This is a genomic window from Xanthomonas sp. D-36-1 (assembly GCF_017746155.1).
Classification (GTDB): domain Bacteria; phylum Pseudomonadota; class Gammaproteobacteria; order Xanthomonadales; family Xanthomonadaceae; genus Xanthomonas; species Xanthomonas cissicola.
This window is the reverse complement of record NZ_JAGHWR010000005.1, coordinates 16,233-41,970: the sequence shown is the minus strand read 5'-3', so window position 1 is coordinate 41,970 and position 25,738 is coordinate 16,233. Positions and strand designations below refer to the sequence as shown.

Genomic DNA, 25,738 nt, shown 5'->3' with positions numbered 1-25,738 from the left:
AGCATAGTCATCGGCGCGGCCGGCGACCATGCACAACTCTGTGGATAACTGGTGTATAGCCAGTGCAGCAGCGTTCTACGCGCCGGCTGTCGCAGATATCAAGACCTTGCGTCGCTTGGGTTTCCGCCTTGATCCAAGATCCAGCGGGGCGCCGCACTTGCGCGCGACGCCGCTGTGGTCAACTCAGCGCTTGAGGTGCCCGATCAGGCCCAGGAACTGGTCGATGAAGCCCTGCAGGAACTTGCGACTGTCGGCATTGGCGATCTGGTCGTCGGGTCCGAACAGGTCGTCCTTGTATTGCAGGAACACTTCCGGCTGGCCGAGCACATGCATATTCAGATACGCCAACACGTTACGCAGGTGCTGCTGCGCGGTGGCGGTGCCGATCGCGCCGACCGAGATGCCCACCACCGCCGCCGGCTTGCCGGCAAACGCGCTATCGCCGTAGGGGCGCGAGCCGGTGTCGATGGCGTTCTTGAGCACGCCGGGAATGGAGCGGTTGTATTCGGGAGTGACGAACAGCACCGCATAGGCAGCGCGGATCTGCTGCTTCAGGCGCGTGCCCTCGGCGGGATAATCGCCATCGCGGTCCTGGTTGTACAAGGGGATATCGCCGATCTCCAGATACTCGAACACGGCCTTGTCGCCGGCCAGATGCTCCAGCGCGCGCGCCAGCTGGCGGTTATACGACTCGGCGCGCAGGCTGCCGACCAGTACGGCAATGGTGAGCTTGCTCATGGGAATCTCCGTGGAAACAGGCCCCCACCCTACTCAGCTCAATGCTCAGAGCTGGTGAAACGTCGCCGGTATCTGTGGCTCAAACAGCAGTGCGTGCGCCCGGTGGCGTCTGCGTTCACAGACGGCGTGAGCAAACTGCCAACCAATGTCCACACCGCAGCGCCAGGCGTCAGCGCACCACGGCCGCCCGCTGCTGCCGCCAGTGTGCCTGCCAGGCCTGGAACATCAGCACCGTCCACAGGTGCGTATGCCATTTGCGCTCGCCACCGTTGAAGTCGCGCCACAAGCCAGCCACGGTATCGGCGGCGAACACGCCCTCGCGCTGCAGGGCGCCGTGGGCCAGCAGATCGTCTGCCCAGCCGTGCAGATCGCCGCGCAGCCATGCGCTGACCGGAGCGCCGAAGCCGCGCTTGCCGCGGTAGACCATCGCGTCCGGAAGGTAGCGGCACAGCACGCGCTTGAGCAGATACTTGCTCACTCCATCGCGGTATTTCAGCGACAGCGGCAGCGACCAGGCGAATTCGGCCACGCGCCAATCCAGCAGGGGCGCACGCGCTTCCAGTCCCACCGCCATGGTGGTGCGGTCCACCTTGCACAGCAGATCGTCCGGCAAGTAGGCGGCAAAATCGGCCAGCATCATCGCGTCGGCCGGCGTACCGGATCCGTACAGCGGGTCAGCCAGGCTGTAGAAACTGTCGGGTTCGGTAGCGCCCAGCACCACCGCGGCCGGATCGCGCCAGCGCGAAATGCGGTTGCGGTAGATGTCGCCGATACCGCGTGCGCCGGCCTCGGCCACCAACGCGGCGAGCCCGCCGGTGCGCGAGGATTCGCCATTGCGACGCGCCGCCACCGCCATCAGGCGACGCAGCGGGCCTGGCACCAGGCCGTGCATGCGCCAATTGCGCAGTGCGCGCTGATACCGGCCATAGCCGAAGAACAATTCGTCGCCACCATCGCCAGACAGCGCCACCGTGACTCCGCCGCGCGCCAGCCGTGCGACCAACGCCGTCGGCACTTGCGACGCATCGGCGAAGGGTTCGTCGAACATGCTCGGCAGGCCCGGCACCACCGCCAGCGCATCGGCGCCGCTGACATAGAGTTCGGTGTGGTCGGTGCGCAGATGCGTGGCCACTTCGCGCGCCAGCGGCGCTTCGTCGTGATGCGAGCCTTCGAAGCCGATGCTGAAGGTGTGCACCGGCTGCGCGCTCTGCGCATGCATCATCGCAGTGACGATGGACGAGTCGGTGCCGCCGGAGAGGAACACACCCACCGGCACATCGGCCACCATGCGCAAGGCCACTGCATCGCGCAGCACGCTATCCAATTGCTCTTCGGCCTGCGCGTCGGTACCGGTGAACGGCGTCGCCAGCGCGCGTTGCATCGCCTCGCGCGCGTTCCAGAACGGTTGCTGCGCCTGATCGGGACGATGCGCGGCCGCGCCGGCTGCGACGGCTTGCGCATCGATGCGCAGCACGCGGCCGGGCATCAGCTTGAAGGTGTGCTCGTGGATACAGGCCGGCGCCGGGATATAGCCCAGCCCCAGCAGCAGGGTGAGCGCATCGCGATCCACGCCGTTGTCGAAGTCCGGATGCTGCCACAAGGCCTTGAGTTCGGAACCGAACACCAAGGTGTCGCCGGCCCACCCGTAGTACAGCGGCTTCTTGCCGACGCGGTCGCGGGCCAGGAACAGGCAGTTGTCGCGCTCGTCCCACAACGCAATGGCGAACATGCCGTTGCAACGGGTCAACGTCTCGTCCAGCCCCCACTCCACCACGGCCGCCAGCAGCACTTCCGTATCGGAGTGGCCGCGGAAGCGATGCCCAAGCGCGGAAAGCGCTGCGCGCAATTGCGCGAAGTTATAGACCTCGCCGTTATAGGCCAGCACGTAGCGGCCATCGGCCGAGCGCATCGGCTGATGGCCGAGCGGCGACAGATCCAGAATGCTCAAGCGCTGATGCGCCAGCGCTACGCCGGCCTGCGCATCGCACCAGGTGCCGGCATCGTCGGGGCCGCGGTGGCGCAAGGCGGCTCCCATCGGCCGCACCAGCGCATCGAGCTGTTCGCCATGCAGGCGCGGCGAGGCCAGCAACATTCCTGCCAATCCGCACATCGTCAGCGCTCCTGCCGGCCGGCCGCGGGCAACCGGGCGGCGCCGGCGCGCACGACGCGTTGTACGCGCCCGAACAGGCGCACGGCGAATGCCGATGCCGATGCCGATGCCGGAGAGTAAAGACAGCCGTCCGCCGAGCACGCAGCGCTGACGCAGCGAGCCTCGTGCAGATCGCGCAGACGGCTCATGCCGGCACCGATGCAGCTGCCGGCATCGGCACATAACGCGGCAGCGCCTGCACGCGTTGTAACCAGCCGGTGATCGCCGGCCAGCGCTCCAGATCGAAACCGCCGTCTTCGGCGCAATGGGTGTAAGCGAACAGTGCGATATCGGCGATGCCGTAGTCGCTGCCGGTGAACCAGGTGTGCTGCTGCAGGTGCTGCTCCATCACCGCCAGTGCCTGCTCGCCGCGTGCGCGCAGCTGCGGCAACTCGGCGCGGCGTGCGGCATCGCGCGGCGTCCATAGGCTGATGAACCGTGCCACTGCCACATAGGGTTCATGGCTGTATTGCTCGAAGAACATCCAGCTCAATGCCTGCGCACGCTGCCACGCATCGGTGGGCAGATACGGCGTGCCTTCGGCCAGCCAGAACAGGATCGCGTTGGATTCGGTCAACACGCGGCCATCGTCGCGCTCGACCATCGGCACCTTGCCGTTGGGGTTCTTGGCCAGATACTCGGGCGTGCGGGTCTGCCCGGCCACGCTGTCCACCTCGACCCAGTGATAGCGGCTGCCCAGTTGTTCCAGCAGCAGGCGCACCTTGTAGCAATTGCCGGAACCGGACATGCCATGGACGGTCAACGGGGGACGCACGCTCGACATCTGGCTGGCTCCGCGACAGCAACGAGGGGCTGGCAGTGTCACAGCCCCGCGTGCCTTTGCAAAGCCCTGCACGCAGCAACGGCGCACCGATGCCGGCTTTACGTGCACTGCCGCGCCGACCTGCGTCAGGCCAGGGCCACCACCGCCACCGGCACACTCAATACCGCGATCAGGATGCCCAGTGCCGCCACCGTCAGCGCCCAGGCGCCGAACGCACGCGTGCGCGCACAGCCGGCAGCGGCGGCGGCCGCCTGCACCGAACAGACCGACCACCACAGCGCCCCCAGCATCAGCAGCAGGATGCATGTCGCCAGTTGCGCCATGCCGGCCGGATCGGTCGCGCCGGTGCGCAGCAATGCAACCTGGCCCTTGAGCGCGACCACAGCCGCCAGCAGGCACACCAGCCACGGCAATGCACAGCCGGCCATCGCCGGCAACACCGTCCCAAGCCGGGCGCCGCTGCCCATCCAATGCAGGATCTGCTTCAGCAGCACGCATCCCAGCAAGGCGATTGCAACCACAACACTGACCCCACCGGCCTTGGCCCAGAGCGGCAGCGCATGCAGCCACACCCACGTCGACAGCAGTGTGGTGGCCGCAAACACAACCCAGGCGCTCCAGCGCATCCAAGCATGCTGCGGCATCCGCGTCACCGTGGCATATGGATCGAACACGATTCCGCCCAGGCCACCGCCGCGCCACCAGAAAAAGCACGCCACCAGCAACAACACCAAGGCCACCAAGCCGGCCACCGGGTAGCTGAGTGCACGCCAGTCGGGCGGCTGGGTGCGCCGTTGCGGCGTGAGATCGTGATTGAAGTACAGCAGGTCGCGCGCGCGTTCCATGTCAGCGGCCGCGCGCGCCACGCCGCTGGCCGGAATACGGTCGGTGAAGCGCTGCCACTCGCCCACGATGACCAGCTTGCCGTCGCGCATCGCGATGCTGCGCGAGAAGCGGAACCACGGGTTGGCGATCACTTGCGTCTCCGCCTTCACCTGGGTCGCCGGGTCGCTATGCACGCGCACGGTCTGCCGCGCCAGCCGCGGACCACCTAGCGCCAGCGGGCTCTTGCGGGCCTCTTTCGGTAACGCATCCATCCACTCGCCAAGCTGGAACAACGGGAAACCCAGCTCATCGCCCTCCTCGGCTGGCCACTCCAGCCGGTAGGCCTCGTGCGTGCGTACATTCAGCGGGTCGGCAGCGTCGATGCTCGGCACGCTCACCTGGGTCAGTGCGGTGTAGTACTGCTGCATGAATTCCAGATAGTGCTCGCCCACCGTCTGCGCACCATCGTCATCGAAGCTGCTGGTGACACGCTCGCCGCGGCCCTGGCGATAAATGGTGTCCACCGTGAAGTTTGCCCAGCGCTGCGGCTTGCGCAGCGAAATGGAGATTTCTTCGTTCACTTCGATCTGCGGCAATGCAGGCATCGGCGCAGGCACTTCAACCAACGTGTCCTGCCCTGCAATCACGGGCAATCCGCGCACGAACGGCAGTGGCCGTCGCTGTGCCACCGGGCCCTCCTCGCGATCGCGCGTGGCATCCACCCACACCTCGCCCTGCGGCAGATGCGCACGCACCACCACATGATCGAAGGCGTACGGACTGGGCAGCCGCGCTTCCAGCCCATGCCCCTTGTCGCTGTTGACCAGCACCGGCTCGGCGCGGATGCCGGCCAGTTGCAGCAGTGCGATCAGCAGCGTCGCCTTGTCCTTGCAGTCGCCATAGCGGTTGCGCAGCGTCACTTCGGGCGCGTGCGGGGCGTGCGAGTTTTCGCCCATGTCCAGGCCGACGTAACGGATTTCGCCCTGCACGAACGCCACGGCACGCAGCAACGCACCTTGCGGGTCGTCGCTGCGCAACGCCAGGCTCTGCGCCATCCTGGCGGCCACCTGCGCCTGGGTGAATGCACGCGGATACAGCTGCGCCGCCCAGGCTGCCACCGCGCCCCAACTGCCGGCGGTGGACACTTCGATCGCGCCATACGGGTCCACGTCGTCCGGCGCGTCTTTTTCTTCCTGCACCGCCGCGATGTTGCGGGCGCCGATGTCCAACTGCGTCACCCCATCGAGCGTGCGCACGTTCCGGCCGAACCCCGGCGCGCTGATGCGCCACTGCAGCGGCATGTCGGCCCGATAGCGCACACGTACCCGGCGCTCGCCCAGCGGCACGCCGTAGCGCGCTTCGAACACGTCGTAATAGCCTTTGCCGAACACCGGGTTGCTGCCGCTGATGGTCACGCCATAGTCGACGCGATCGCCCACGCGCAGGTCCGGCAAGGTGATCGACAGCGTCAGCGCGCCATCGATCAGCCCGTTCTCCAGCCCGCTCTCGCGCCGCAATCTGGCGTAATGCGCCTGCGTGCGCATATCGATGCGCTTGCCGGCGCGCCAGACATCCAGGCTGTTGAGCTCCAGCTGCTGGTACTGCGGCTGGTAGTCGATGGAAATCTGCCCGGCTTCCTCCAGGCTTTTGGCGCGCTGCACGGTGTAGCTGAGCCGGCGGTAGGCCTGCGGCACGCGGCCGGTCAGATCGACCTGGTCTGACACCAGCTCGTAGCGCAGCCCGGCAGCGCCGGGCACGTTCTCGGGAACGGCATCTGCCACTACCCAGCCCGGCGTCGCTGCCATGCGTGGCGCCTCGTTGGCCTGTGCTGGCACGATGCTCGCGCCGACCAGCAGACACATGGTCCAGAAGACGCCGCACAGGCGTCGCATCACATCCTTGCTGATCAAACCCCCACTCCTCGTCAAAACGCATTGAGTCCTGTCAGCGCACGGCCCACCACCAGCTGATGCACGGTTTCGGTGCCTTCGTAGGTGATCACCGATTCCAGGTTCAGCGCATGCCGGATCGCCACATACTCTGTGGTGATGCCGGCCGCGCCCAGCAGGTCGCGGCATTCGCGCGCCACATCCAGCGCCATGCGGCAATTATTCCATTTTGCCAGCGAGACCTGCTCCGGCTGCAGCGTCCCGGCTTCCTTCAAGCGCCCAAGCTGCAACGCGAGCAGCTGGGCGGTGGAAATCCGCCGCGCCATGTCGGCCAGTTTGATCTGCGCGCTTTGCGTGGCCGCCAACGGGCGGCCGAACAGGATGCGCTCGCCGGCATAGGCCAGCGCCTCGCGCAGGCAGGCCACTGCCGCGCCGATGGCGCCCCAGGCAATGCCGTAGCGTGCCTGGTTGAGGCAACTCAGCGGCGCCTTCAAACCGGCCGCCTGCGGCAACCGCATCTGCTCGGGCACGAATACGTTGTCCAGGAACAGGCCCGAGGTGACCGACGCACGCAGGCTCATCTTGTGGCTGATGTCGTGCGCGCTGAAACCGGCGCTGTCGGTCTCGACCAGAAAGCCGCGCACGCCATCGTCGGTCTGCGCCCAGATGATCGCCAGGCCGGCGATGCTGCCGTTGGTGATCCACATCTTGGCGCCGTTCAAACGCCAGCCCTCGCCCTCGCGCACCGCGCGGGTGGTCATCGCGGCCGGGTCCGATCCGCCCTGCGCCTCGCTCAGACCGAAACAGCCGATGACCCGGCCGGCCGCCATCTCCGGCAGCCAGCGCTGCCGCTGTTCGTCGCTGCCGTAGGCGCGGATGGGATACATGCACAACGACGATTGCACGCTGACGAAGCTGCGCAGGCCGCTGTCGCCGCGCTCCAGTTCCTGGCAGATCAATCCGTAGGACACCGCGCCAAGGCCCGCACCGCCGTCGCGCACCGGCAGGCTGGCACCCAGCAGCCCCAGTTCCGCCAGCTCCGGAATCCACTCGCGCGGAAAGCGCCCGGCATCGAAGGCATCGCCGATGGCCGGTACAACCCGCGTATCGGTAAAGCGCGCGACCGCGTCCTGCACCGCCCGCTCTTCGTCGATGAGCAGCGCACGTACGTCGAACAGGTCATCGGGGCGCACCGGCATGTTGGCTTCCATCGCAAGCGGAAAGCGCGATTATCTGCCAGTTGCCGGCCCAACATTGCAGTGCATCAGTCCCGGGGATGGCGCAGACGAAAAGAGCCGGCAATGCCGGCTCTTTTCTCACCACTGCGCTGACTGCGCGTCGTCTCGGCCTACCCGTTACTGCCGGGTGCTCAAACCGTCCTGGCGCGCGTTGGAATCGCCCGCGGTCGATGCCATCTGGGTCACCAGCTGGCCATCGACCACCGGCAGCCGGTCGCTGGCAGGCTTGTCGTTCATACGCACGGTCTTTTCGAAGCCGTCGTAGCGGTAGGTGACGTCATAGGCCACCACATTGTCGGCGTCGCCCAGCGAGATACGTTCGCCCGGCTTGCTGTCCATCCGCATCGTGCCGGTAGTGCCATCGGCATTGCGATAGGTCACGTCGTAGCCCACCACGCGCGAGGACTGCGAGTTGGCATTTTCGGTATGGCATTGGCGCTCTGTGCGATCGACCACCCGGCCACCAACGTGGTTGCGGTCGATACGGTTACCGACAAAGCCGCCACCCACTGCGCCTGCGGCGGTCGCCAGCTTGCGACCGTTGCCGCCGCCCACCTGGTTGCCGATCAGGCCGCCGATGACCGCACCGGCCACCGTGCCGCCGACGTTACCGTCGCGCTCGGGCAGACGCTCCTGCACCACGACATCGCGGCACACTTCACGCGGCGAGGTACTGGTGGTGGTCTCGCGGACGGCGCTGCTGTTGATCACCTGCGCGTACTGCGGCTCACGCTGGGTGATGGGGGCAACCTTGACCACATCGGCATATTCCAGGCCGCGCGGCGCTGGCTGGCCGTTGGCGACAAAATCGCCGGACGATGGGCGGTTGTTCATGAAAGCGGCAGTGGCAACGCCTCCGACCAGCAAGGCACCAGCAGCGACCAGTATAGTTGTCGTATTGCTCTTCATCACCAGCTCCCTGCGGACGCACCGCGTTGTTGACGGCCGTGATTCCAGCATGGGAACCCTGAACAAAAAGGCGCTCGCTCATGAACACGACGGTTAAGTTCAGCTAGCGGTTACTTCATGGATCTCTAACAGCCGGAGCATTCGCATGCGAAATCCCTTGACTGCACGCGCGCTGGATTGGGCCAGCACGCTGCGATATCCCACCTTGTTCAAGCTGGGCGCCGCGCTGTTTCTGATCGACATGGTGATGCCGGATCCGATCCCGTTCCTGGACGAATTGCTGTTCGGCCTGACCACGCTGCTGCTGGCCAACTGGAAAACCCGCAAGGCGCCGGTGCCGGCACCGGTGCGCCGCGACTGATGCGGTTGATCGACAGCCACTGCCATCTGGATGCAGGCGAGTTCGACCACGACCGCGCGGCGGTGATCGCGCGCGCACAGGCCGCGGGCGTCGTACAGCAAGTGGTGCCGGCAATCACCGCTGCCAGTTGGCCGGGCCTGCGTGCGGTCTGCGATCAGGCGCCTGGCCTCCACCCCGCTTACGGCCTGCATCCGCTGTTTCTGGAGCAGCACCGCCCTGCGCACCTGCAGGAGCTTGCCGAGTGGATCGAACGCGAGCGGCCCTGCGCGATCGGCGAATGCGGCCTGGACTTTTTCGTCGACGGACTGGATGCACAGGCGCAGCGCGACTATTTCGATGCTCAGCTGCAGCTGGCCAAGCGCTTCGACCTGCCGCTGATCGTGCATGCGCGCCGCGCCACCGAGGAGGTCATCGCGCGCATCAAGGCGGTGGGTGGCCTGCGCGGCGTGGTGCACAGCTTTGCCGGCAGCCCCGAGCAGGCGCAGCAGTTGTGGAAACTGGATTTCATGATCGGCCTCGGCGGCCCGGTGACCTACCCGCGCGCCAATCGCTTGCGCGGGCTGGTGGCCAGCATGCCGCTGCAGCACCTGTTGCTGGAAACCGACGCGCCGGATCAGCCCGACGCCGGCATCCGCGGCCAACGCAACGAGCCGGCGTATCTGCGCACGGTATTGGACTGCATCGCCCAGCTGCGCGGGCAAGACCCTGCGCACATTGCTGCGCAGACGTCGGCCAACGCCCGCAACCTGTTCGGCCTACCGCACTGAGCGCAGCGTGCGCATCAGCGCGCGCGGTCAGCACGACGGCGCGCAGGCCGCATCACGACGCCGCAACCGCCTCGGCTGCCGGCATCGCCACCGCAGCCTTGGGCTTGAGCAACATGTCCAGCGCCTTGCCCACCGCCACGAATGCAAAGGTGCCGGTGATATGCGTGGCCGCACCGAGCCCTGCCCCGCAATCAAGCTTGAGCGTGGCATCGGCATCGAGCTGTGGGCGGATGCCGCAGACGCTGCCATCGGCCTGCGGGTATTTGACGTTTTCCAGCGAATACACCGCCGGCACGCCGAAGTAGCGCTGCGGGTTCTTGGGAAAATTGAATTCGCTGCGCAGCTTCTTGCGGATCAGCGCCAGCATCGCATCGTGCTCGGTGCGCGAGACATCGCGCACGCGCACCAGCGTGGGGTCGGTGCGCCCGCCGGCCGCACCCACGGTCAGCAGCGGCAATTTGCGCCGACGGCACCAGGCAATGGTTTCCACCTTGACCCGAAAGCTGTCGCAGGCATCGATCACCAGATCCAAGCCTTGACCCAGCAAGGTGTCGATATTGCCCGAGGTCAGAAAAGCCTCGACCGCATCGGCTTCGATGTCAGGGTTGATCGCCACGCAGCGCTCGGCCATCGCCCGCGCCTTGTTGCGCCCGTACTGCCCGGCCAGCGCCGGCAACTGCCGGTTGGTGTTGGACACGCATACGTCATCGGCATCGATCAGGCGGATGTGCCCCACCCCGGTGCGTGCCAGCGCCTCGACCACCCACGAGCCCACGCCGCCCATGCCGACCACCGCCACGCGGCACGCCGACAAGCGCTCGACCGTGCCGACCCCATATAGCCGGTCGATACCGGCAAAGCGTTCACGCCATTGTGCTTTCATCGGCCTATTTTACGCGCCCCGCTCAGGGCGCGCCCACGCTGCCGCAACGAACGTTGCGTCCCAGGAGCCACCTCATGCACGCCCCGCCTCCCACCCAGTCCCGCGCGGCCCGCTACGCCTTCATGCTGGTGCTGGGCCTGCTGATCGGCCTGGTCGCCACGGTCATGGTGGCCAACGCACTACGAGCGCGGCGCGACCCGGTGCCCGACAGCCTGATGCAGATCATGGCCTACCAGTTACGCACGCTGCGACCGGACGCAGGCGCCGCCTGCATGCCGGCGCAGCAACAGCGGCGACTGCAATCGCTGCGCCTGCTGGCCGACGAAGTCGAGCCGGCCGTCCCCGCGATTGGCGAGGACCGCCGCTTCGGCGAGCACGCCCAGGCATTGCGTGCCGTGCTGGATCGGGCCCAGGGCGTGACGCTGACCGATTGCAGGCAGCTGGGCCAACTCCACAGCCGCATCTCCGATGCCTGCGAGGCTTGCCACCGCGACTTTCGCTGAAGGTTGATGAATACGACGCTCGGGTTTCGTTAAGCCTGCAGTGCCGTAGTTGGCGGGCCGTTCACCTGGACCGTCACAGGATGACGTCGCCGCGGCCCCGGCCGCCTTTTCGAACCACCCCGGAGAGATTTCATGAAGACCCGACTGCTCGTCATTGGCCTGGCTGCAACCGCGACCCTGGTTGGCTGCGCCACCTCCCAACCCCAATACGGCAGCTATCGCGGCGACCGCGGGTATGACCAGGGCTACTCGCAGACGCAGCGTTGCGTCGATTGCGGCATCGTGACCCGGATCGACGAAGTCGGCCCGACCCGCACCGCGCCGACCGGCACCGGCGCCGTGCTTGGCGGCATCGTGGGCGCGGTGGCCGGCCGCCAGATTTCCAAGGAAACCGGCGGCAGTACGGGCAACAAGAACGTTTCGGCCGTGGCCGGTGCCGCTGCCGGCGCGCTGGCAGGTAACGCCATCCAGAACAACGTCACCAGCTCCAGCTTCGACGTGCAGGTGCGCATGGACGACGGCCGCGTGATCGTGGTCAACCAGCGCGACTTGGCGGGTGTGCGCGAGAACGCCTATGTGCGCGTGGTCAACGGCAAGGTCGTGTTGCGCTGATCCATCGGCCTGGTGGCGTAGACGCACCGCCGCTGCAGCGCCCGTCGGCAACGGCCGCGACAACACAGTAGCCACGCAACAAAAAGGCCCGGCGACGGGCCTTTTTGTTGCGTGGCTACTGCGCTCCGCGCAGCCGGCTCAGACCACCTGCACTGCATCGGCCTGCAGGCCCTTCTGGCCTTGTACGACCGTGAAGCTGACCTTCTGACCTTCCTTGAGACTCTTGAAGCCCTGGATCTGGATCGCGCGGAAATGCACGAAGACGTCTTCGCCATTTTCGCGGCTGATGAATCCAAAGCCTTTGGCATCGTTGAACCACTTCACGACACCATTTTCGCGTTCGATATTGGACATCTCGACTGACTCCCTACGACACTGTGATGGACGAGCGGTGGTGGCTGTGATTGCAAGGAGGAAGCGAGGTACAAGGATGTAGCGGATCAGACGATCTACCGCATCAGGCCACGATTCACGGTGACCTTTGCAAACAGCAGCGGCTGCAACTTAACCTGCGCAAAATGAATTTTCAAGCACCCCTTGCGCCTTTTTGTCAAGCCTGAATCAGGACCTGTGTAACCATCATGGACACCGCCGTCGTTTACTACGTCTTGGCCACCGCGCTGGTGCTGATCGGCCTGGCTGGCGTCATCCTGCCGGCCCTGCCGGGCCTGCCGCTGGTGTTCGCCGGCCTGCTGGTTGCCGCCTGGGCTGACAATTTCAGCCACATCGGTTGGGTGACGCTGGTCGTGCTGGGGTTGATCACTGCGCTGTCGTACCTGGTCGACTTCCTGGCCACGCTGTACGGAGCGCAGCGGGTAGGTGCCAGCAAGATGGCGTTGTGGGGTTCGGTCATCGGGGGCATCGCGGGCATTTTCTTCATGCCAATCGGGTTGTTCATCGGCCCGTTCGCTGGCGCCTGGCTCGGCGAGTACTACCAGACACGCAAGTCCGGCCAGGCCACCAAGGTCGGGATCGGCACCTGGGTGGGCATCATGCTCGGCACCGCCACCAAGCTGGCGCTCGGCCTGTGCATGCTGGGCGTGTTCGCCATCGGCTGGTTTTTCTAAAGCTTTGGAAAAACTTGAGGTCGGTGCATGCGTGCTTTGTCCCCGAACGCGTGACGGTCCCATGCACTCATTGGGCCGACGCGTGGCGGGGCAAACCATACACTTGCCCGACTTAGGACGGCACGTTGCAAGCAGACGCTGAGCTGAGGTGACTCGGTCGAATGTTATGCCCTCGTGTACACACTGCGTATGCAGACGCGACCGTTAAGCTGCGCATCTCTGCGCCTGCCTGGCGCCTTCATTTCGGCCAGACTGCCCATGTCCAAGCACCCCACCCGCCCCCTGATGCTGATCGCACTGGCCGCCGCGCCGTTGGCACATGCGCAGGAAATCGCACCGCAGCCGGCCTCGCCGCAAGCCTGCACCTCGGTGACTTCCGATGCCGCTCGTCTGGCCTGTTACGACAAGGCGCTGGGCTACACGCCGCAGCAAACCGCAGAGGCCGATGCCGCAGCGCAATTGGCCAAGCAGAGGGAGGCCAAGCCCGACGATACGCGCACGATCAGCCGGGTCGGCGATTTCTTCCGCGCCGACGGCCAGGACCAACCGAAAGAAGAAGCCGTGGCCAATGCCGGCCGCGGCTCGTTGCTGGACCGACGCTGGGAACTGGCCAAGGACTCCAAGCTGGGCACTTTCCAGCTGCGCGGTTACAAGCCGGTGTACCTGTTGCCGGCATTCTGGACCAGCGACACCAACCGCACCCCGCAGTCGCCGAATCCGGCCAACTCGGTCAATACGCCGCAGCAGCTGGACAGCACCGAGCTCAAGTTCCAGCTCAGCTTCAAGACCAAGGTGGTGGAAGACCTGTTCGGCGACAACGGCGATATCTGGATGGGCTACACCCAGAGCTCGCGCTGGCAGGCCTACAACACCGATGCGTCGCGCCCGTTCCGCGAGACCAATTACGAGCCCGAAGCGATGCTGGTCTTTCGCAACAACTACAGCATCTTCGGCTGGAAGGGCCGCATGAGCGGCATCAGCCTCAATCACATGTCCAACGGGCGCGCCGACCCGCTGTCGCGCTCTTGGAATCGGGTGATCCTGAACTTCGGGCTGGATCGGGAGAACTGGGCGCTGACACTGCGCCCGTGGTTCCGCATCAAGGAAGACCGCGCCGACGACAACAATCCCGATATCGAGGATTACATGGGCCGCGGCGATGCAACGCTGGTCTACAACAAGGATGGCCACGAATTCGCGCTGATCGCACGCCATTCGCTGCGTGGCGGCGACCGCTCGCACGGTTCGGTGCAGGTGGATTACGGCTTCCCGATCACCAACCTGCTGCGCGGCCATGTGCAGGTGTTCGATGGCTACGGCGAAAGCATGATCGACTACAACCACAAGGCAACCTACATCGGTGTGGGCGTGTCGTTGCTGGAGTGGTTCTAGGCACTCCCAGCACCGGCTGCGCTCACTGCCACGTGGGCGCAGTCGGTGTTCGGTATGTACTACTTCAACTTTGCGAGCCCGATGCGCCGTGCGCACTGCCGGCCACTTTTCTTGATCGCTCTGGCAGCGGTCAATGGTGTTGCAGGTGCTCACGACAAGCGCTGCTGCCGATGATCGCCGGCACCACGGGCGGCGCATCGTGCGACGGAGTTGATCGGCAAACTGTACCAAGTCGATCAAATAGAAGGCCGGCATGTGCGCATGTCGGCCTTTCGTCTTACGCAACCATGCTGCAGGACACGTTACCGGCGGACCAAGGCATATTGCTATGGCCGAGGCCTGCCTGCGCCCGACTCAAACGTCGAAAAAGTCCACCTTGCCGTCCTGCAAGGTGTAGTACGCACCGACCACGCGCACATTGCCGGCGCGCAATGGTTCGAGTAACGCAGGTTCGGACGCCGCGCGCAAGCGGTCGACGGTACGCTTGACGTTGGCCTTGACCGAGTCGGCCAGCAGGTTGGTACCGCCCTTGGCCTTGGCGGTCAGCACCGCCGGAACGATCGGCTCGATCATCGCGCCGATTGCGCCCGGAAAGAACGTGTTGTTCTCCACGACCGACACTGCCGCGGCCACCGCACCGCAGCTTTCGTGGCCCATCACCACCACCAGCGGCACGCCGAGCTGGCTGACTGCATATTCGATCGAACCGAGCGCGGTGGTGTCGACGGTATTGCCGGCGTTGCGGACGATGAACATTTCGCCCAGGCCGCGGCCGAACAGCAGTTCTGGCGGCACGCGCGAATCCGAGCACGACACCAGGATGACGAACGGGGTCTGGCCCAGCGCAAGCTCCAGGCGGCGCTTGCTGTCGGAGATCACTTTCTTGGGGCGGTTTTCGACGAATGCGTTGTTGCCGTCACGCAGGATCTGCAGCGCCTGCTCGGCATTCAAATCGGTTTTCTTGGACGGCGCCGCGCGCAAGGCGAACGGCAGGGACGCGGCAGCGGCCGCGATCGGCGCGCAACAGGCGCACTGAAGCAATTTTCGACGCGATGCGGAATGCGACATGGACGAGCCCCCTGCACTATGGTTGGTGGCACGATCGTACTATGTGGCGGACGCGACCAAACGGGCCGGATGGAGAGTCTGCGATCAACAGACGCAGTCCGCGGGCGCAGGTTCAGGTCCAGTCCGTCAGGAACTCCCGGCGACAGGTTTCCTGGAATGCTGGGCGGGCCTTCATCCGCACTGCATGCGCCTGGAGTGCAGGCCAGGTATCGGTCGGCCGCGGCATGTTGCGCGACCAGCGCATCAGCATGGTCAACATGAAGTCGGCCGCCGACACGGTTTCCCCGAGCAGATATGGGCCGTGGGCCTGCAGATGCGCATCGACCTGGGTCCAGGCCGCTTCGAGCTTGCGGCGGGCGTGCATCTGCGCCGCCTCGGCCTGCCCAGCCCCGGCCGGCTCGCTCGGGTAGAACCAGGCGCGGTACGCCGGCTGCAGGGTGTTGGCGCAGAAGAACATCCACTTGTAGTACGCCGCACGCTCGGGCGTGCCGACTGCCGGGGCCAGCCCGGCCTGCGGATGCAGGTCGGCCAGGTGCAGCACGATGGCTGCAGCTTCCGTGAGCACTTGGCCATCGAGCACCAGCGTGGGCACCACGCCGGCGGGGTTGAGCGCCAGGTACTGCGGCGATTTGTGCTCGCCGCCTTCGAAATCCAATGGGTGCAGTGCGTGCGGAATATCCAGTTCGATCAGCAGCCAATGCACCACCAACGCTGCGGTACTGGGGGAGTGGTACAGCGTGGCGACCATGCGGGGCTCCGGGATCGGTAGGGACAGGCGCGCAAGGCGGGCGACGTCTGCGCGGCGCACGGCGATTGTCGTTGTTTTTACCGCGCTGTCGAAGACCTGTGCCGTGCAATCACTGCTGCACCGACGCGCGCACCGGCACCACGACGCACTCGACACGATGCGGCATGCGCGCATCGTGCCTGCAGCTCACCGGCACCGGCCACACCCGCGCAACGGCAGTGAGGCCGGCTCGATCGCCGCCGTTACTCCACCACCACCGGAATCTTGCCGATCCGCGACTGCCATTGGCGCGGGCCGGTCTTGTGCACCGATTCGCCGCTGGAATCCACCGCGACCGTCACCGGCATGTCCTTGACCTCGAATTCGTAGATCGCCTCCATGCCGAGATCCTCGAACGCCAGCACGCGCGCGGCCTTGATCGCCTTGGACACCAGATACGCCGAGCCGCCGACCGCCATCAGGTAGACGGCCTTGTTGTCGCGGATCGCGGCGATCGCCGCATCGCCGCGCTCGGACTTGCCGACCATGCCGAGCAGGCCGGTCTGTTCCAGCATCTGCCGGGTGAACTTGTCCATGCGCGTGGCGGTGGTGGGGCCAGCCGGGCCCACCACTTCGTCGCGCACCGGATCGACCGGGCCGACGTAGTAGATGAAGCGATTGGTGAAGTCCACCGGCAGGGTTTCGCCGCGGTTGAGCATGTCGATCATGCGCTTGTGCGCAGCGTCGCGGCCGGTCAGCAGCTTGCCGTTGAGCAGGATCACCTCGCCCGGCTTGAAGCTGGCCACTTCTTCCTTGCTGATGGTGTCCAGGTTGACCCGGCGCGCATTGGTCGGGTTGTAGGTGAGCTTGGGCCAGTCTTCCAGCGACGGCGGATCCAGCATCACCGGGCCGCTGCCGTCCAGGGTGAAATGCGCATGGCGGGTGGCGGCGCAGTTGGGGATCAACGCCACCGGCAGGTTGGCCGCATGGGTCGGGTAATCCTTGACCTTGATATCCAGCACGGTGGTCAGGCCACCCAGGCCCTGCGCGCCGATGCCCAGCGCATTGACCTTTTCATACAGCTCAAGCCGCAGTTCTTCGGCACGGTTGGCCGCGCCGCGCGCCTGCAGGTCGACGATGTCGATCGGCTCCATCAAGGCTTCCTTGGCCAGCAGCATGGCCTTCTCGGCGGTGCCGCCGATGCCGATGCCCAGCATGCCCGGCGGACACCAGCCGGCGCCCATGGTCGGCACGGTCTTGAGCACCCAATCGACGATGGAATCGGAGGGATTGAGCATGGCGAACTTGCTCTTGGCCTCCGAACCGCCGCCCTTGGCCGCGACGATCACCTCGACATGGTCGCCGGGCACGATCTTGGTGTTGACCACTGCCGGCGTGTTGTCGCGGGTATTGGCGCGCTTGCCGGCCGGGTCGGCCAGCACGCTGGCGCGCAGCTTGTTGTCGGGGTGGTTGTAGGCGCGACGCACGCCCTCGTTGACCATGTCTTCCACGCCCATGGTGGCGTCGTCCCAGCGCACGTTCATGCCGATTTCCAGGAACACGGTGACGATGCCGGTGTCCTGGCAGATCGGGCGGTGGCCTTCGGCGCACATGCGCGAGTTAATCAGGATCTGCGCAATGGCGTCCTTGGCAGCCGGCGATTCTTCGCGCTCGTAGGCGGCGGACAGGTTCTTGATGTAGTCGACCGGGTGGTAGTAGCTGATGTACTGCAACGCATCGGCGACGGACTGGATGAGGTCTTCCTGCTTGATCGAGGTCACGGCTGGCTCTACGGCTGGCGGGGGTGCAATCCGGGCATTTTAGAGCAAACCGCAGGCGCGTCCGGGTGCGGCGTCTATCGCTGCGATTGACCGATGCGGCCTTTCGCCGGTGGTCGCCGCAGTGCTGCGGTGATGGCAAGCCACCAATCCACCGACCGTTGCCGGCGCGGCGGCTGACGGTGAGCCCTGGGCGCCGCGAGGCGAGCACGCGCCTGCCTGGGCCCTGCCCCTTTCTTATGGTTGGCCCAACACCCCGCGCCCACGCCGGGCGCGGCACACTAATACGATGTCAGCTTCCCGTTCCGGCGCTTCTGCGCCCGCCGCCCCCCGTACCGGCCCTACCCTGCGCGAGCGCCTGGATGCGCTGCGCAATCTGCCGCCGTTCCTGCAGCAGATCTGGCAGACCAGCCGCTGGCTGAGTGCCAGCAGCATCGGCTTGCGCGTGCTGCGCGCGCTGATGCCGGTGGCGACGCTGTACATCGGCAAATTGATCATCGACGAGGCGATCCATCTGGTCGGCCAGCCGCAGGCATTCGACTCGTTCGCGCAGGCCCTGGGCAGCGGCCGCCTGAACCGGCTGCTGGAACTGCTGGCGCTGGAACTGGCGCTGGCGATCGGCTCGGACCTGCTCGGCCGGCTGGTCGGCTACGCCGATGCGCTGCTGTCGGAGTTGTTCAACAACGCCGCCAGCGTGCGTCTGATGGAACATGCCGCGCAGCTGGATCTGGAGGATTTCGAAGACCCGGACCGGCAGGACAAGCTGGATCGCGCGCGACGCCAGACCATGAACCGCATGAACCTGATGAGCCAGCTGTTTGGCCAGGTGCAGGACGCCATCACCGTGGTCAGCCTGGCGGTGGGCCTGGTGGTCTATGCGCCGTGGTTGATCGTGCTGCTGGCGGTGGCATTGATCCCGGCCTTCATCGGCGAGGCGCACTTCAATGCGCTGGGCTATTCGCTCAACTTCCAGTGGACGCCGGAACGGCGCCAGCTCGATTACCTGCGCCAGGTCGGCGCCAGCGTGGAGACGGCCAAGGAAGTCAAGATCCTCAACCTGCACCGCTTCCTGATCGCGCGCTACCGCCGGCTGGCCGACAAGTTCTTCCAGGCCAACCGTGCGCTGGCACGCAAGCGCGCAATGTGGGGAGCGCTGCTGGCCGCGCTCGGCACCCTGGGCTACTACATGGCCTACGGCTACATCGCCTGGCGCACGGTGCGCGGCGATTTCAGCATCGGCGACCTGACCTTTCTGGCCGGCAGCTTCCTGCGCCTGCGGCAATTGCTGGAAGGCTTGCTGATCGGCTTTTCGCAGGTCGCCGGCCAGGCGCTGTATCTGGACGATCTGTACTCGTTCTTCAACATCGTGCCGGAAATCCGCTCGCGCCCGAACGCGCTGCCGGTGCCGCGCCCGATCCGCCAGGGCTTCGTTTTCGAAGATGTCGGCTTCCGCTATCCGGATGCCGAACAGTGGACGGTGCGGCACCTGGATTTCGAATTGCGCGCCGGCGAAGTGCTGGCGCTGGTCGGCGAAAACGGCGCCGGCAAGACCACCCTGGTCAAGCTGCTGGCACGGCTCTACGACCCCGACGAAGGCCGCATCCTGCTCGATGGGCAGGATCTGCGTCACTACGATTTGGACGACTTGCGCGCCAACCTGGGTGTGATTTTCCAGGACTTCGTGCGCTATCACCTGAGCGTTGGCGAAAACATCGGCGTCGGCCAGGTGGACGCGATGGACGACACCCCACGCATCCGCGCCGCCGCGCAACGCGCCATGGCCGGCGAGCTGATCGACAGCCTGCCCGACGGCTACAACCAGCTGATCGGGCGCCGTTTCAAGAACAGCGTGGATCTGTCCGGCGGGCAATGGCAGAAGATCGCCATCGCCCGCGCCTACATGCGCGATGCGCAGTTGATGATCCTGGACGAACCCACCGCCGCGCTGGATGCGCGCAGCGAATTCGAGGTGTTCCAGCGCTTCAAGGAACTGTCGGACAACCGCACCGCGGTGCTGATTTCGCACCGTTTCTCCAGCGTGCGCATGGCCGACCGCATCCTGGTGCTGGCCGCAGGCCGCATCGAGGCCAACGGCACCCACGACGAGTTGATGGCCCAAGGCGGCCGGTATGCGGAATTGTTCGAATTGCAGGCGGCGGGGTATCGGTGAGGTCGGGATTTGGGAATCGGGAATGGGGAATCGTTAGAAGCGGCGCTCCTGCGGCTGACAGGTACTGAGCCTGCGGATCCTGAAGAGGCACAGATCGTTCGGCACTGCACCCCATTCCCGATTCCCGATTCTCCATTCCCACCAAATGAGAGTTCATCTCATTTGGCCGGCTTGAGGTAGAATTGCCGGGTACTCTTCCCACGACACTTACCGGTATGTCTTCCGCTTTTGGCGCCGAAACGGTGCTCGAGGTCCGTCACTGGACCGATGCCTACTTCAGCTTCACCACGACCCGCGATGCCGGCTTCCGTTTCGAAAACGGGCAGTTCGTGATGATCGGGCTGGAAACCGAAACGCGTCCGTTGCTGCGCGCGTATTCGATCGCCAGCGCCAATTGGGAAGAACATCTGGAGTTCTTCAGCATCAAGGTGCCGGACGGCCCGCTGACCTCGCGGCTGCAGCACATCCAGCCCGGCGACAAGGTGCTGGTTGGCAAGAAACCTACCGGCACGCTGCTGATCAGCGATCTGCACCCCGGGCGCAATCTGTATCTGCTAGGCACCGGTACCGGTCTGGCGCCGTGGCTGTCGATCATCAAGGACCCGGAAACCTACGAGCGTTTCGACAAGGTGATCCTCACCCAGGGCGTGCGGTTCGTGCAGGATCTGGCCTACCGCGATTACTTCGAACGCGAATTGCCGCAGCACGAATTTCTCGGCGACCTGCTGCGCGAAAAATTGCTGTACTACCCGGCGGTCACCCGCGAAACCTTCGCCAACCAAGGCCGTTTGACCGAGCTGATGGCCGATGGGCGCATGCAGCAGACGCTCGGGTTGCCGACACTGGATCCGGCCAACGATCGCTTCATGATCTGTGGCAGCCCGCAGATGCTGGCCGACCTGCGCAGCCTGCTGGATAGCCGCGGTTTCCAGACCTCCCCGCGCATCGGCACGCCGGGGCATTACGTGTTCGAGCGCGCCTTCGTCGAAAAGTGATGCGCCGCGCATGAAAGACCCGTGCGCGCGGCGTTTCATCTGAAAAACCCGCTGTCGTAGCAGCACACCCGGGCACGACGAGGCGTTACCGGGAAATCTTCGTCGCGCCCACGTGCGCTCCTACGGTTTCAATACCACGCCCTGCCGGATCATGCGCCCAGCGCGCGCTCGATGTCGGCAGCCAATGCCTCCGGCTTGGTGGTGGGCGCATAACGTTCCAGTACGCGGCCGTCGCGGCCGATCAGGAACTTGGTGAAATTCCACTTGATCGCCTCGGACCCGAGCACGCCGCGTCGTTCGTGCTTGAGCCATTGCCACAGCGGATGCGCGCCGTTGCCGTTGACCTCGATTTTTGCTGCCAGCGGAAAATCCACCGCATAGTCGAGCGAGCAGAACTGGCGGATCTGCGCCGCATCGCCCGGCTCCTGGTGCCCGAACTGATCGCATGGAAAACCGATCACCACCAGTCCACGTTCGCGATAACGCTGCCACAGGGCCTGCAGCCCCGCGTATTGCGGCGTAAATCCGCACTTGGAGGCGACATTGACCACCAGCAGGACGTTGCCGGCGTAATCGCGCATCGACTGGGTGCGACCTTCCAGGTCGGTGAATGCGAAGGTGGAGATGTCGCTCATGGTTGCCCTGCAGTGTGCGAGACGGGCAGCGTACCGTAGCCGCCTGCACGGCGGCCACGCGGCGGAAGAACGATTGCCAAGGGCAGTCGTGCGACAGATCGCCTTGCGCGCGACAGACCGGGATCGTCAGACAGACGGCCCGGGATCTTCCAAAGCCGCCCGGAGACAGCCAGCTCCGGCCTGCCACGGAGTGCAACGGGCACACGTCCGGCGGCGGTCCATGCTCCGCTTGCATCGACTCGTACGCATGCAACGCCAGCGACGGTTGTGCCCGCCTGATGGCGTCGCATTGGCTTGGCAGCCATGCCTTTTGTCACACGCCTGTCCCGACTGGCTGGGTTAGCCTCGGCGGTTCGCACTTTGGAGCAACCCTCTTGACCACCCGTCTCGCTTTTGCCCTGGCCGCTTCCCTGGGACTTGCCATGCCGTCCTACAGCATCGCCGCCCCCGCTGCCACGCAGGCCGCCCCCCAAGCCAACCCCTTCTTCGCCGACAGCACGCTGCCGCTGCATTACCCGCAGTTCGACAAAATTAAGGACAGCGATTTCGCACCTGCCTTCGATGCCGGCATGGCCGAGCAGTTGAAGGAAGTGGAAAAGATCGCCAGCCAGAAAGCCAAGCCCAGTTTCGACAACACCATCATCGCGCTGGAAAAGAGCGGTGCCACGCTCGACCGCGCCACCACGGTGTTCTTCAACCTGGTCGGCGCAGACACCAACGACGCACGCAAGAAGTTGCAGGCTGACTATTCTGCGAAGTTCGCAGCCCACCGCGATGCGATTTCGCTCAACGGCAAGCTGTTCGCACGCATTCAGACCTTGTACGACCAACGCGCCAAGCTGGGGCTGGATGCGCAGGGCGTGCGCCTGGTCGAGAAGTACTACAGCGACTTCGTACGCGACGGCGCCAAGCTCTCCGACGCCGACAAGACCACGCTCAAGGCCATGAATGCCGAGCTGGCCAACCTGGGCACGACCTTCAGCCAGAACGTGCTGGCCGAGGTGAATGCTGCCGCCGTGGTCGTGGATGACGTCAAGCAACTGGATGGTTTGTCGCAGGAGCAGATCGCCGCTGCCGCCGAAGCCGCCAAGGCGCGCAAGCTCGACGGCAAGTACGTCATCGCGCTGCTCAATACCACCGGCCAACCGCCGCTGACCCAGCTGAAGAATCGCGAGCTGCGCAAGAAGATCTACGATGCCTCGGTGTCGCGCGGCAGCCACGGCGGCCAGTACGACAACACCGCGCTGGTGGCGCGCATCATGAAGCTGCGTGCCGACAAGGCCAAGTTGCTGGGCTTCCCGACCTATGCCGCCTACTCGCTGGAAAACCAGACCGCCAAGACCCCCGAAGCGGTCAACGCGATGCTGGGCAAACTGGCACCGGCCGCGGTGGCCAATGCCAAGCGCGAAGCCGCCGATCTGCAGGCGATGATCGACAAGGAACAAAAGGCCGCGCGCAAGCCGACATTCAAGCTGGAAGCCTGGGATTGGGCCTACTACAGCGAGAAGGTGCGCCAGGCCAAGTACAACTTCGACGAATCCCAGCTCAAGCCGTACTTCGAGTTGAAGAATGTGCTGGAAAACGGCGTGTTCTATGCGGCCAATCAGGAATACGGCCTGACCTTCAAGCAGCGCACCGACCTGCCGACCTACCGCGACGACATCACCGTCTACGACGTGTTCGACGCGGACGGCAAGCAGTTGGCGATCTTCATCGCCGACATGTATGCGCGCGAATCCAAGCGCGGTGGCGCATGGATGAACTCCTATGTGTCGCAGTCGGACCTGACCGGCTTCAAGCCGGTGGTGGCCAACCACCTCAACATTCCCAAGCCGCCGGCCGGCCAGCCGACGCTGCTGACCTGGGATGAGGTGACCACCATGTTCCATGAGTTCGGGCATGCGCTGCACGGCATGTTCTCCGACGTCAAATACCCGTATTTCTCCGGTACCAGCGTGCCGCGCGACTTCGTCGAGTTCCCCTCGCAGGTCAACGAGATGTGGGCCGACGAGCCATCCATCCTGAAGAACTACGCCAAGCATTATCAGAACGGCACGCCGATGCCGCAGGCATTGCTGGACAAGGTGATTGCCGCATCCAAGTTCAACCAGGGCTTTGCCACCACCGAGTACCTGGGTGCGGCAATGCTGGATCAGAACTGGCACCAGGTCAGCGCCAGCCAGGTGCCGGACGCCGCTGGCGTGATGGCATTCGAAGCCAAGGCGCTGCAGCAGGACGGCATTGCCTATGCACCGGTGCCGCCGCGCTACAAGACCCCGTATTTCAGCCACATCATGGGCGGTTACGCGGCAGGCTACTACGCCTACATCTGGTCGGAAGTGCTGGACGCCAACACCCAGCAGTGGTTCAAGCAGCACGGTGGCCTGAGCCGCGCCAATGGCGATCGTTTCCGCAAAACCCTGCTGTCGCGCGGCGGTAGCGTGGATGCGATGGAGCTGTTCCAGAACTTTGCCGGGCATGCGCCGCAGATCGAGCCGCTGCTCGAAAAGCGCGGTCTCAGCGCGCAAGGCGGCGATGGTGCGACCCCGGAAGCATCGCAGTCCAGGCCGTAAATCGGCTGCACGATCACGCGCGGTCGTCAGGCCGCGCGTGTGGCGGCAGGATCGGCATGTCCCGTGCGGGCATGCCGATCTTGGACATCGGACCAGACATCAAATGCTCTCGATGGTATCGACACGTCCTTGTTTGAGAACCGATGAGATGACAACGCCGCCCTGAGCGACCAGGGCGGTTTTTTTTGCGTGCTGCGTTTGCAGCGCTTATCGCACGCGCAATGCGCGCCGCTCAGAGTTCGACCGCGTCCACGCCATCCAGAAGCTTTTTCAGCAGCTTCTCCAACCGTAGCTGCTCGGCCTCGCTCATGCTGGCGGTCTCTGCATGCAACAGCGTGCAGGCATCGGGCAACAGGCTTTCGATCAAGGCCGAGCCTGCCGGTTGCAGCGTCAATACGATCTTGCGCCGATCTTCGGGGCTGCTGGTGCGCGTGATCAGGCCTTTCTCGCACAGCTGATCGGTGAGCCGGGTGATGTTGGCCGGCTTTTCGCTGGCGGCTTCGGCCACCTCGGTCGGAGTGATCGACTGCTCCGGTGTGCCATAGAGCATCATCAAGATCTCGTATTCCGGCGGACTGATGCCATAAGGCTTGAGCCGCACGCACCCGAGCGTATGCAGGCGCTTGTAGAGATGCTTGATCAGTCTCACCAATATTGCCGGCTCCCGCGGGAACGCCGGATAACGCACGCAGGTGTGGTCCACGCGACTTGCGGTTGGATCGAAACTACTCATATCACCCGTTCGAGTACGTTGCTGAATGGCCGGGCCATTCAATCACAACATGCGCGATGCGACACCTCAGCGCGCGAAGAGATGTACATATTCCGGTGCGACCGAAGGCAATAATGTGGAGGCGGCGACCTCTGCCATCTGCGTGCCATCCGAGTAGGGGCCGACCTGATAGGGCGGAAACACAAAGCGCACGGCAATGATCTGCCCATTTGCATTCAACACCGGCACGAAGTGCGCAAAGTTGTCCACCTGCGCGGCGGTGCCTTCGGCAATCATGCGATCGGCAGAAGCCACCTGCTCAGCCTGCTCTTCTACCGGCACGCGATCGGCCTGGACACGCTGGGTCGCTGCTGCATGCAATTGTGCCGCGACCTCCCGCCCGATCTTTTCCCAGGCTGCCGGATCCGGAATCAGCGCCTGCGCGGTCAATTGCTTGTGCTCCTTGACCAGCCAGACGAAGCGCGCCACCAGCGGCTCGCCATGCGCACCGCCGGTGTATCTGCTGCCATCGGCTGAAATCACGATCAGATCCGGGGTCTGCAACACGGTCTCGAATGCCAGCGACAGCTCATACGGCGCGGGCGGCTTGTCGTTGCCCAGCCCGGACACGGCCTGCATCAGTTCGGCACGTGCGTCCTGCGCATAGCCGCGAATGAGCGCAGTGAGTTCCGGATACGCATCCAGCCCGTGCGGGTAGCTGATGCCCACCATGTAGGCCGGTGCATGTTCGATCACATCTTCCAACGGGCCGCTCTGTACCACGGTCGGCTCTGCAGGCGGCGCTGCCGCGGGCGCCGCATCGGCTGCAGGCGCGTTCGGCTCTGCCGTTGTCGATGCGCGCTGCGTACACCCTGCCAACACGGCCAGCACCAGCAAGCCCTGCACTGCCTTCACTCCAAGCAACCGCCCCATTACCGCCCGCTCCCCTGTATGAATCATGTT

General features: G+C 65.0%; 25 protein-coding genes. 9 read left to right on the top strand and 16 right to left on the bottom strand.

The window, feature by feature from the left end; genetic code table 11:
• Positions 1 to 183 precede the first annotated feature (183 nt).
• The 7 genes from J7367_RS01820 to J7367_RS01790 form a co-directional block, all read right to left on the bottom strand.
• Entirely contained in the window at positions 184 to 738 is a 555-nt protein-coding gene (locus J7367_RS01820) for an NADPH-dependent FMN reductase (protein ID WP_057661907.1), read from the bottom strand.
• 169 nt (positions 739 to 907) lie between these two features.
• Entirely contained in the window at positions 908 to 2,848 is a 1,941-nt protein-coding gene (asnB, locus tag J7367_RS01815) for an asparagine synthase (glutamine-hydrolyzing) (protein ID WP_057661904.1), read from the bottom strand.
• Between the two features lie 2 nt (positions 2,849 to 2,850).
• The gene (locus tag J7367_RS01810; protein WP_046831782.1) at positions 2,851 to 3,036 is read right to left on the bottom strand and encodes a hypothetical protein; all 186 of its coding nucleotides are present in this window, start codon (positions 3,034 to 3,036) and stop codon (positions 2,851 to 2,853) included.
• Positions 3,033 to 3,671 carry a glutathione S-transferase family protein gene (locus J7367_RS01805; protein WP_057661900.1) on the bottom strand — a complete coding sequence of 213 codons (639 nt, stop codon included), beginning with the start codon at positions 3,669 to 3,671 and terminating at the stop codon, positions 3,033 to 3,035. The genes J7367_RS01810 and J7367_RS01805 overlap by 4 nt, the downstream gene beginning before the upstream one ends.
• 125 nt (positions 3,672 to 3,796) lie before the next feature.
• Positions 3,797 to 6,358 (bottom strand): DUF3857 domain-containing protein, encoded by a 2,562-nt coding sequence (locus tag J7367_RS01800; protein WP_057661918.1) that lies wholly within the window; start codon positions 6,356 to 6,358, stop codon positions 3,797 to 3,799.
• Positions 6,359 to 6,420: 62 nt separating this feature from the next.
• The gene (locus J7367_RS01795; protein WP_057661898.1) at positions 6,421 to 7,596 is read right to left on the bottom strand and encodes an acyl-CoA dehydrogenase family protein; all 1,176 of its coding nucleotides are present in this window, start codon (positions 7,594 to 7,596) and stop codon (positions 6,421 to 6,423) included.
• 144 nt (positions 7,597 to 7,740) lie between these two features.
• Positions 7,741 to 8,532: a glycine zipper 2TM domain-containing protein gene (locus tag J7367_RS01790; RefSeq protein ID WP_057661896.1), complete on the bottom strand. Its 792-nt coding sequence runs from the start codon at positions 8,530 to 8,532 to the stop codon at positions 7,741 to 7,743.
• 145 nt (positions 8,533 to 8,677) lie between these two features.
• Between J7367_RS01790 and J7367_RS01785 the strand changes: the two genes are divergently transcribed.
• Positions 8,678 to 8,893 carry a DUF6116 family protein gene (locus J7367_RS01785; RefSeq protein ID WP_057661893.1) on the top strand — a complete coding sequence of 72 codons (216 nt, stop codon included), beginning with the start codon at positions 8,678 to 8,680 and terminating at the stop codon, positions 8,891 to 8,893.
• Positions 8,893 to 9,660, top strand: a complete 768-nt coding sequence (locus tag J7367_RS01780; protein WP_007966690.1) for a TatD family hydrolase — start codon at positions 8,893 to 8,895, stop codon at positions 9,658 to 9,660. Before J7367_RS01785 ends, J7367_RS01780 begins: the two co-directional genes overlap by 1 nt.
• A gap of 52 nt (positions 9,661 to 9,712) precedes the next feature.
• On the opposite strand, the gene J7367_RS01775 is transcribed toward J7367_RS01780, so the two are convergent.
• Positions 9,713 to 10,543 (bottom strand): tRNA threonylcarbamoyladenosine dehydratase, encoded by an 831-nt coding sequence (locus J7367_RS01775; RefSeq protein WP_057661890.1) that lies wholly within the window; start codon positions 10,541 to 10,543, stop codon positions 9,713 to 9,715.
• Between the two features lie 74 nt (positions 10,544 to 10,617).
• Here J7367_RS01775 and J7367_RS01770 point away from each other — a divergent pair, with 74 nt between their 5' ends.
• Both J7367_RS01770 and J7367_RS01765 read left to right on the top strand, forming a co-directional pair.
• A complete protein-coding gene (locus J7367_RS01770) occupies positions 10,618 to 11,046 on the top strand; it encodes a hypothetical protein (protein WP_057661886.1) in 429 nt (142 codons plus the stop codon).
• Between the two features lie 132 nt (positions 11,047 to 11,178).
• The gene (locus J7367_RS01765; protein ID WP_007966687.1) at positions 11,179 to 11,658 is read left to right on the top strand and encodes a glycine zipper 2TM domain-containing protein; all 480 of its coding nucleotides are present in this window, start codon (positions 11,179 to 11,181) and stop codon (positions 11,656 to 11,658) included.
• A gap of 138 nt (positions 11,659 to 11,796) precedes the next feature.
• On the opposite strand, the gene J7367_RS01760 is transcribed toward J7367_RS01765, so the two are convergent.
• A complete protein-coding gene (locus tag J7367_RS01760; RefSeq protein ID WP_003483561.1) occupies positions 11,797 to 12,012 on the bottom strand; it encodes a cold-shock protein in 216 nt (71 codons plus the stop codon).
• Positions 12,013 to 12,239: 227 nt separating this feature from the next.
• On the opposite strand from J7367_RS01760, the gene J7367_RS01755 reads away from it, so the two are divergent.
• Positions 12,240 to 12,725, top strand: a complete 486-nt coding sequence (locus tag J7367_RS01755) for a DUF456 domain-containing protein (RefSeq protein ID WP_057661658.1) — start codon at positions 12,240 to 12,242, stop codon at positions 12,723 to 12,725.
• A 258-nt stretch (positions 12,726 to 12,983) separates the two neighbouring features.
• On the top strand, positions 12,984 to 14,117 hold the full coding sequence (locus J7367_RS01750; protein WP_057661656.1) for a phospholipase A: 1,134 nt from the start codon (positions 12,984 to 12,986) through the stop codon (positions 14,115 to 14,117).
• Between the two features lie 354 nt (positions 14,118 to 14,471).
• Here the strand turns inward: J7367_RS01750 and J7367_RS01745 are convergent, their stop codons facing one another.
• The 4 genes from J7367_RS01745 to J7367_RS01730 form a co-directional block, all read right to left on the bottom strand.
• Positions 14,472 to 15,110 (bottom strand): carbonic anhydrase, encoded by a 639-nt coding sequence (locus tag J7367_RS01745; RefSeq protein ID WP_017155731.1) that lies wholly within the window; start codon positions 15,108 to 15,110, stop codon positions 14,472 to 14,474.
• Between the two features lie 187 nt (positions 15,111 to 15,297).
• Entirely contained in the window at positions 15,298 to 15,933 is a 636-nt protein-coding gene (locus J7367_RS01740) for a glutathione S-transferase family protein (RefSeq protein ID WP_057661653.1), read from the bottom strand.
• 109 nt (positions 15,934 to 16,042) lie between these two features.
• Entirely contained in the window at positions 16,043 to 16,138 is a 96-nt protein-coding gene (locus tag J7367_RS22490) for a hypothetical protein (protein ID WP_017155729.1), read from the bottom strand.
• Between the two features lie 37 nt (positions 16,139 to 16,175).
• Positions 16,176 to 17,693, bottom strand: coding sequence for a fumarate hydratase (locus J7367_RS01730; RefSeq protein WP_057661651.1), 1,518 nt, complete (start codon positions 17,691 to 17,693; stop codon positions 16,176 to 16,178).
• 286 nt (positions 17,694 to 17,979) lie between these two features.
• On the opposite strand from J7367_RS01730, the gene J7367_RS01725 reads away from it, so the two are divergent.
• Both J7367_RS01725 and J7367_RS01720 read left to right on the top strand, forming a co-directional pair.
• The gene (locus tag J7367_RS01725) at positions 17,980 to 19,860 is read left to right on the top strand and encodes an ABC transporter ATP-binding protein (protein WP_057661649.1); all 1,881 of its coding nucleotides are present in this window, start codon (positions 17,980 to 17,982) and stop codon (positions 19,858 to 19,860) included.
• 215 nt (positions 19,861 to 20,075) lie between these two features.
• The gene (locus J7367_RS01720; RefSeq protein ID WP_005911788.1) at positions 20,076 to 20,855 is read left to right on the top strand and encodes a ferredoxin--NADP reductase; all 780 of its coding nucleotides are present in this window, start codon (positions 20,076 to 20,078) and stop codon (positions 20,853 to 20,855) included.
• A gap of 149 nt (positions 20,856 to 21,004) precedes the next feature.
• On the opposite strand, the gene J7367_RS01715 is transcribed toward J7367_RS01720, so the two are convergent.
• Positions 21,005 to 21,490: a glutathione peroxidase gene (locus J7367_RS01715; RefSeq protein WP_007966677.1), complete on the bottom strand. Its 486-nt coding sequence runs from the start codon at positions 21,488 to 21,490 to the stop codon at positions 21,005 to 21,007.
• A 374-nt stretch (positions 21,491 to 21,864) separates the two neighbouring features.
• Between J7367_RS01715 and J7367_RS01710 the strand changes: the two genes are divergently transcribed.
• Entirely contained in the window at positions 21,865 to 24,063 is a 2,199-nt protein-coding gene (locus tag J7367_RS01710) for a M3 family metallopeptidase (protein WP_173644172.1), read from the top strand.
• Positions 24,064 to 24,295: 232 nt separating this feature from the next.
• On the opposite strand, the gene J7367_RS01705 is transcribed toward J7367_RS01710, so the two are convergent.
• On the bottom strand, positions 24,296 to 24,796 hold the full coding sequence (locus J7367_RS01705; protein ID WP_011050926.1) for a MarR family transcriptional regulator: 501 nt from the start codon (positions 24,794 to 24,796) through the stop codon (positions 24,296 to 24,298).
• Between the two features lie 66 nt (positions 24,797 to 24,862).
• The gene (locus J7367_RS01700) at positions 24,863 to 25,708 is read right to left on the bottom strand and encodes a DUF3298 and DUF4163 domain-containing protein (RefSeq protein ID WP_057661647.1); all 846 of its coding nucleotides are present in this window, start codon (positions 25,706 to 25,708) and stop codon (positions 24,863 to 24,865) included.
• Positions 25,709 to 25,738 lie beyond the last annotated feature (30 nt).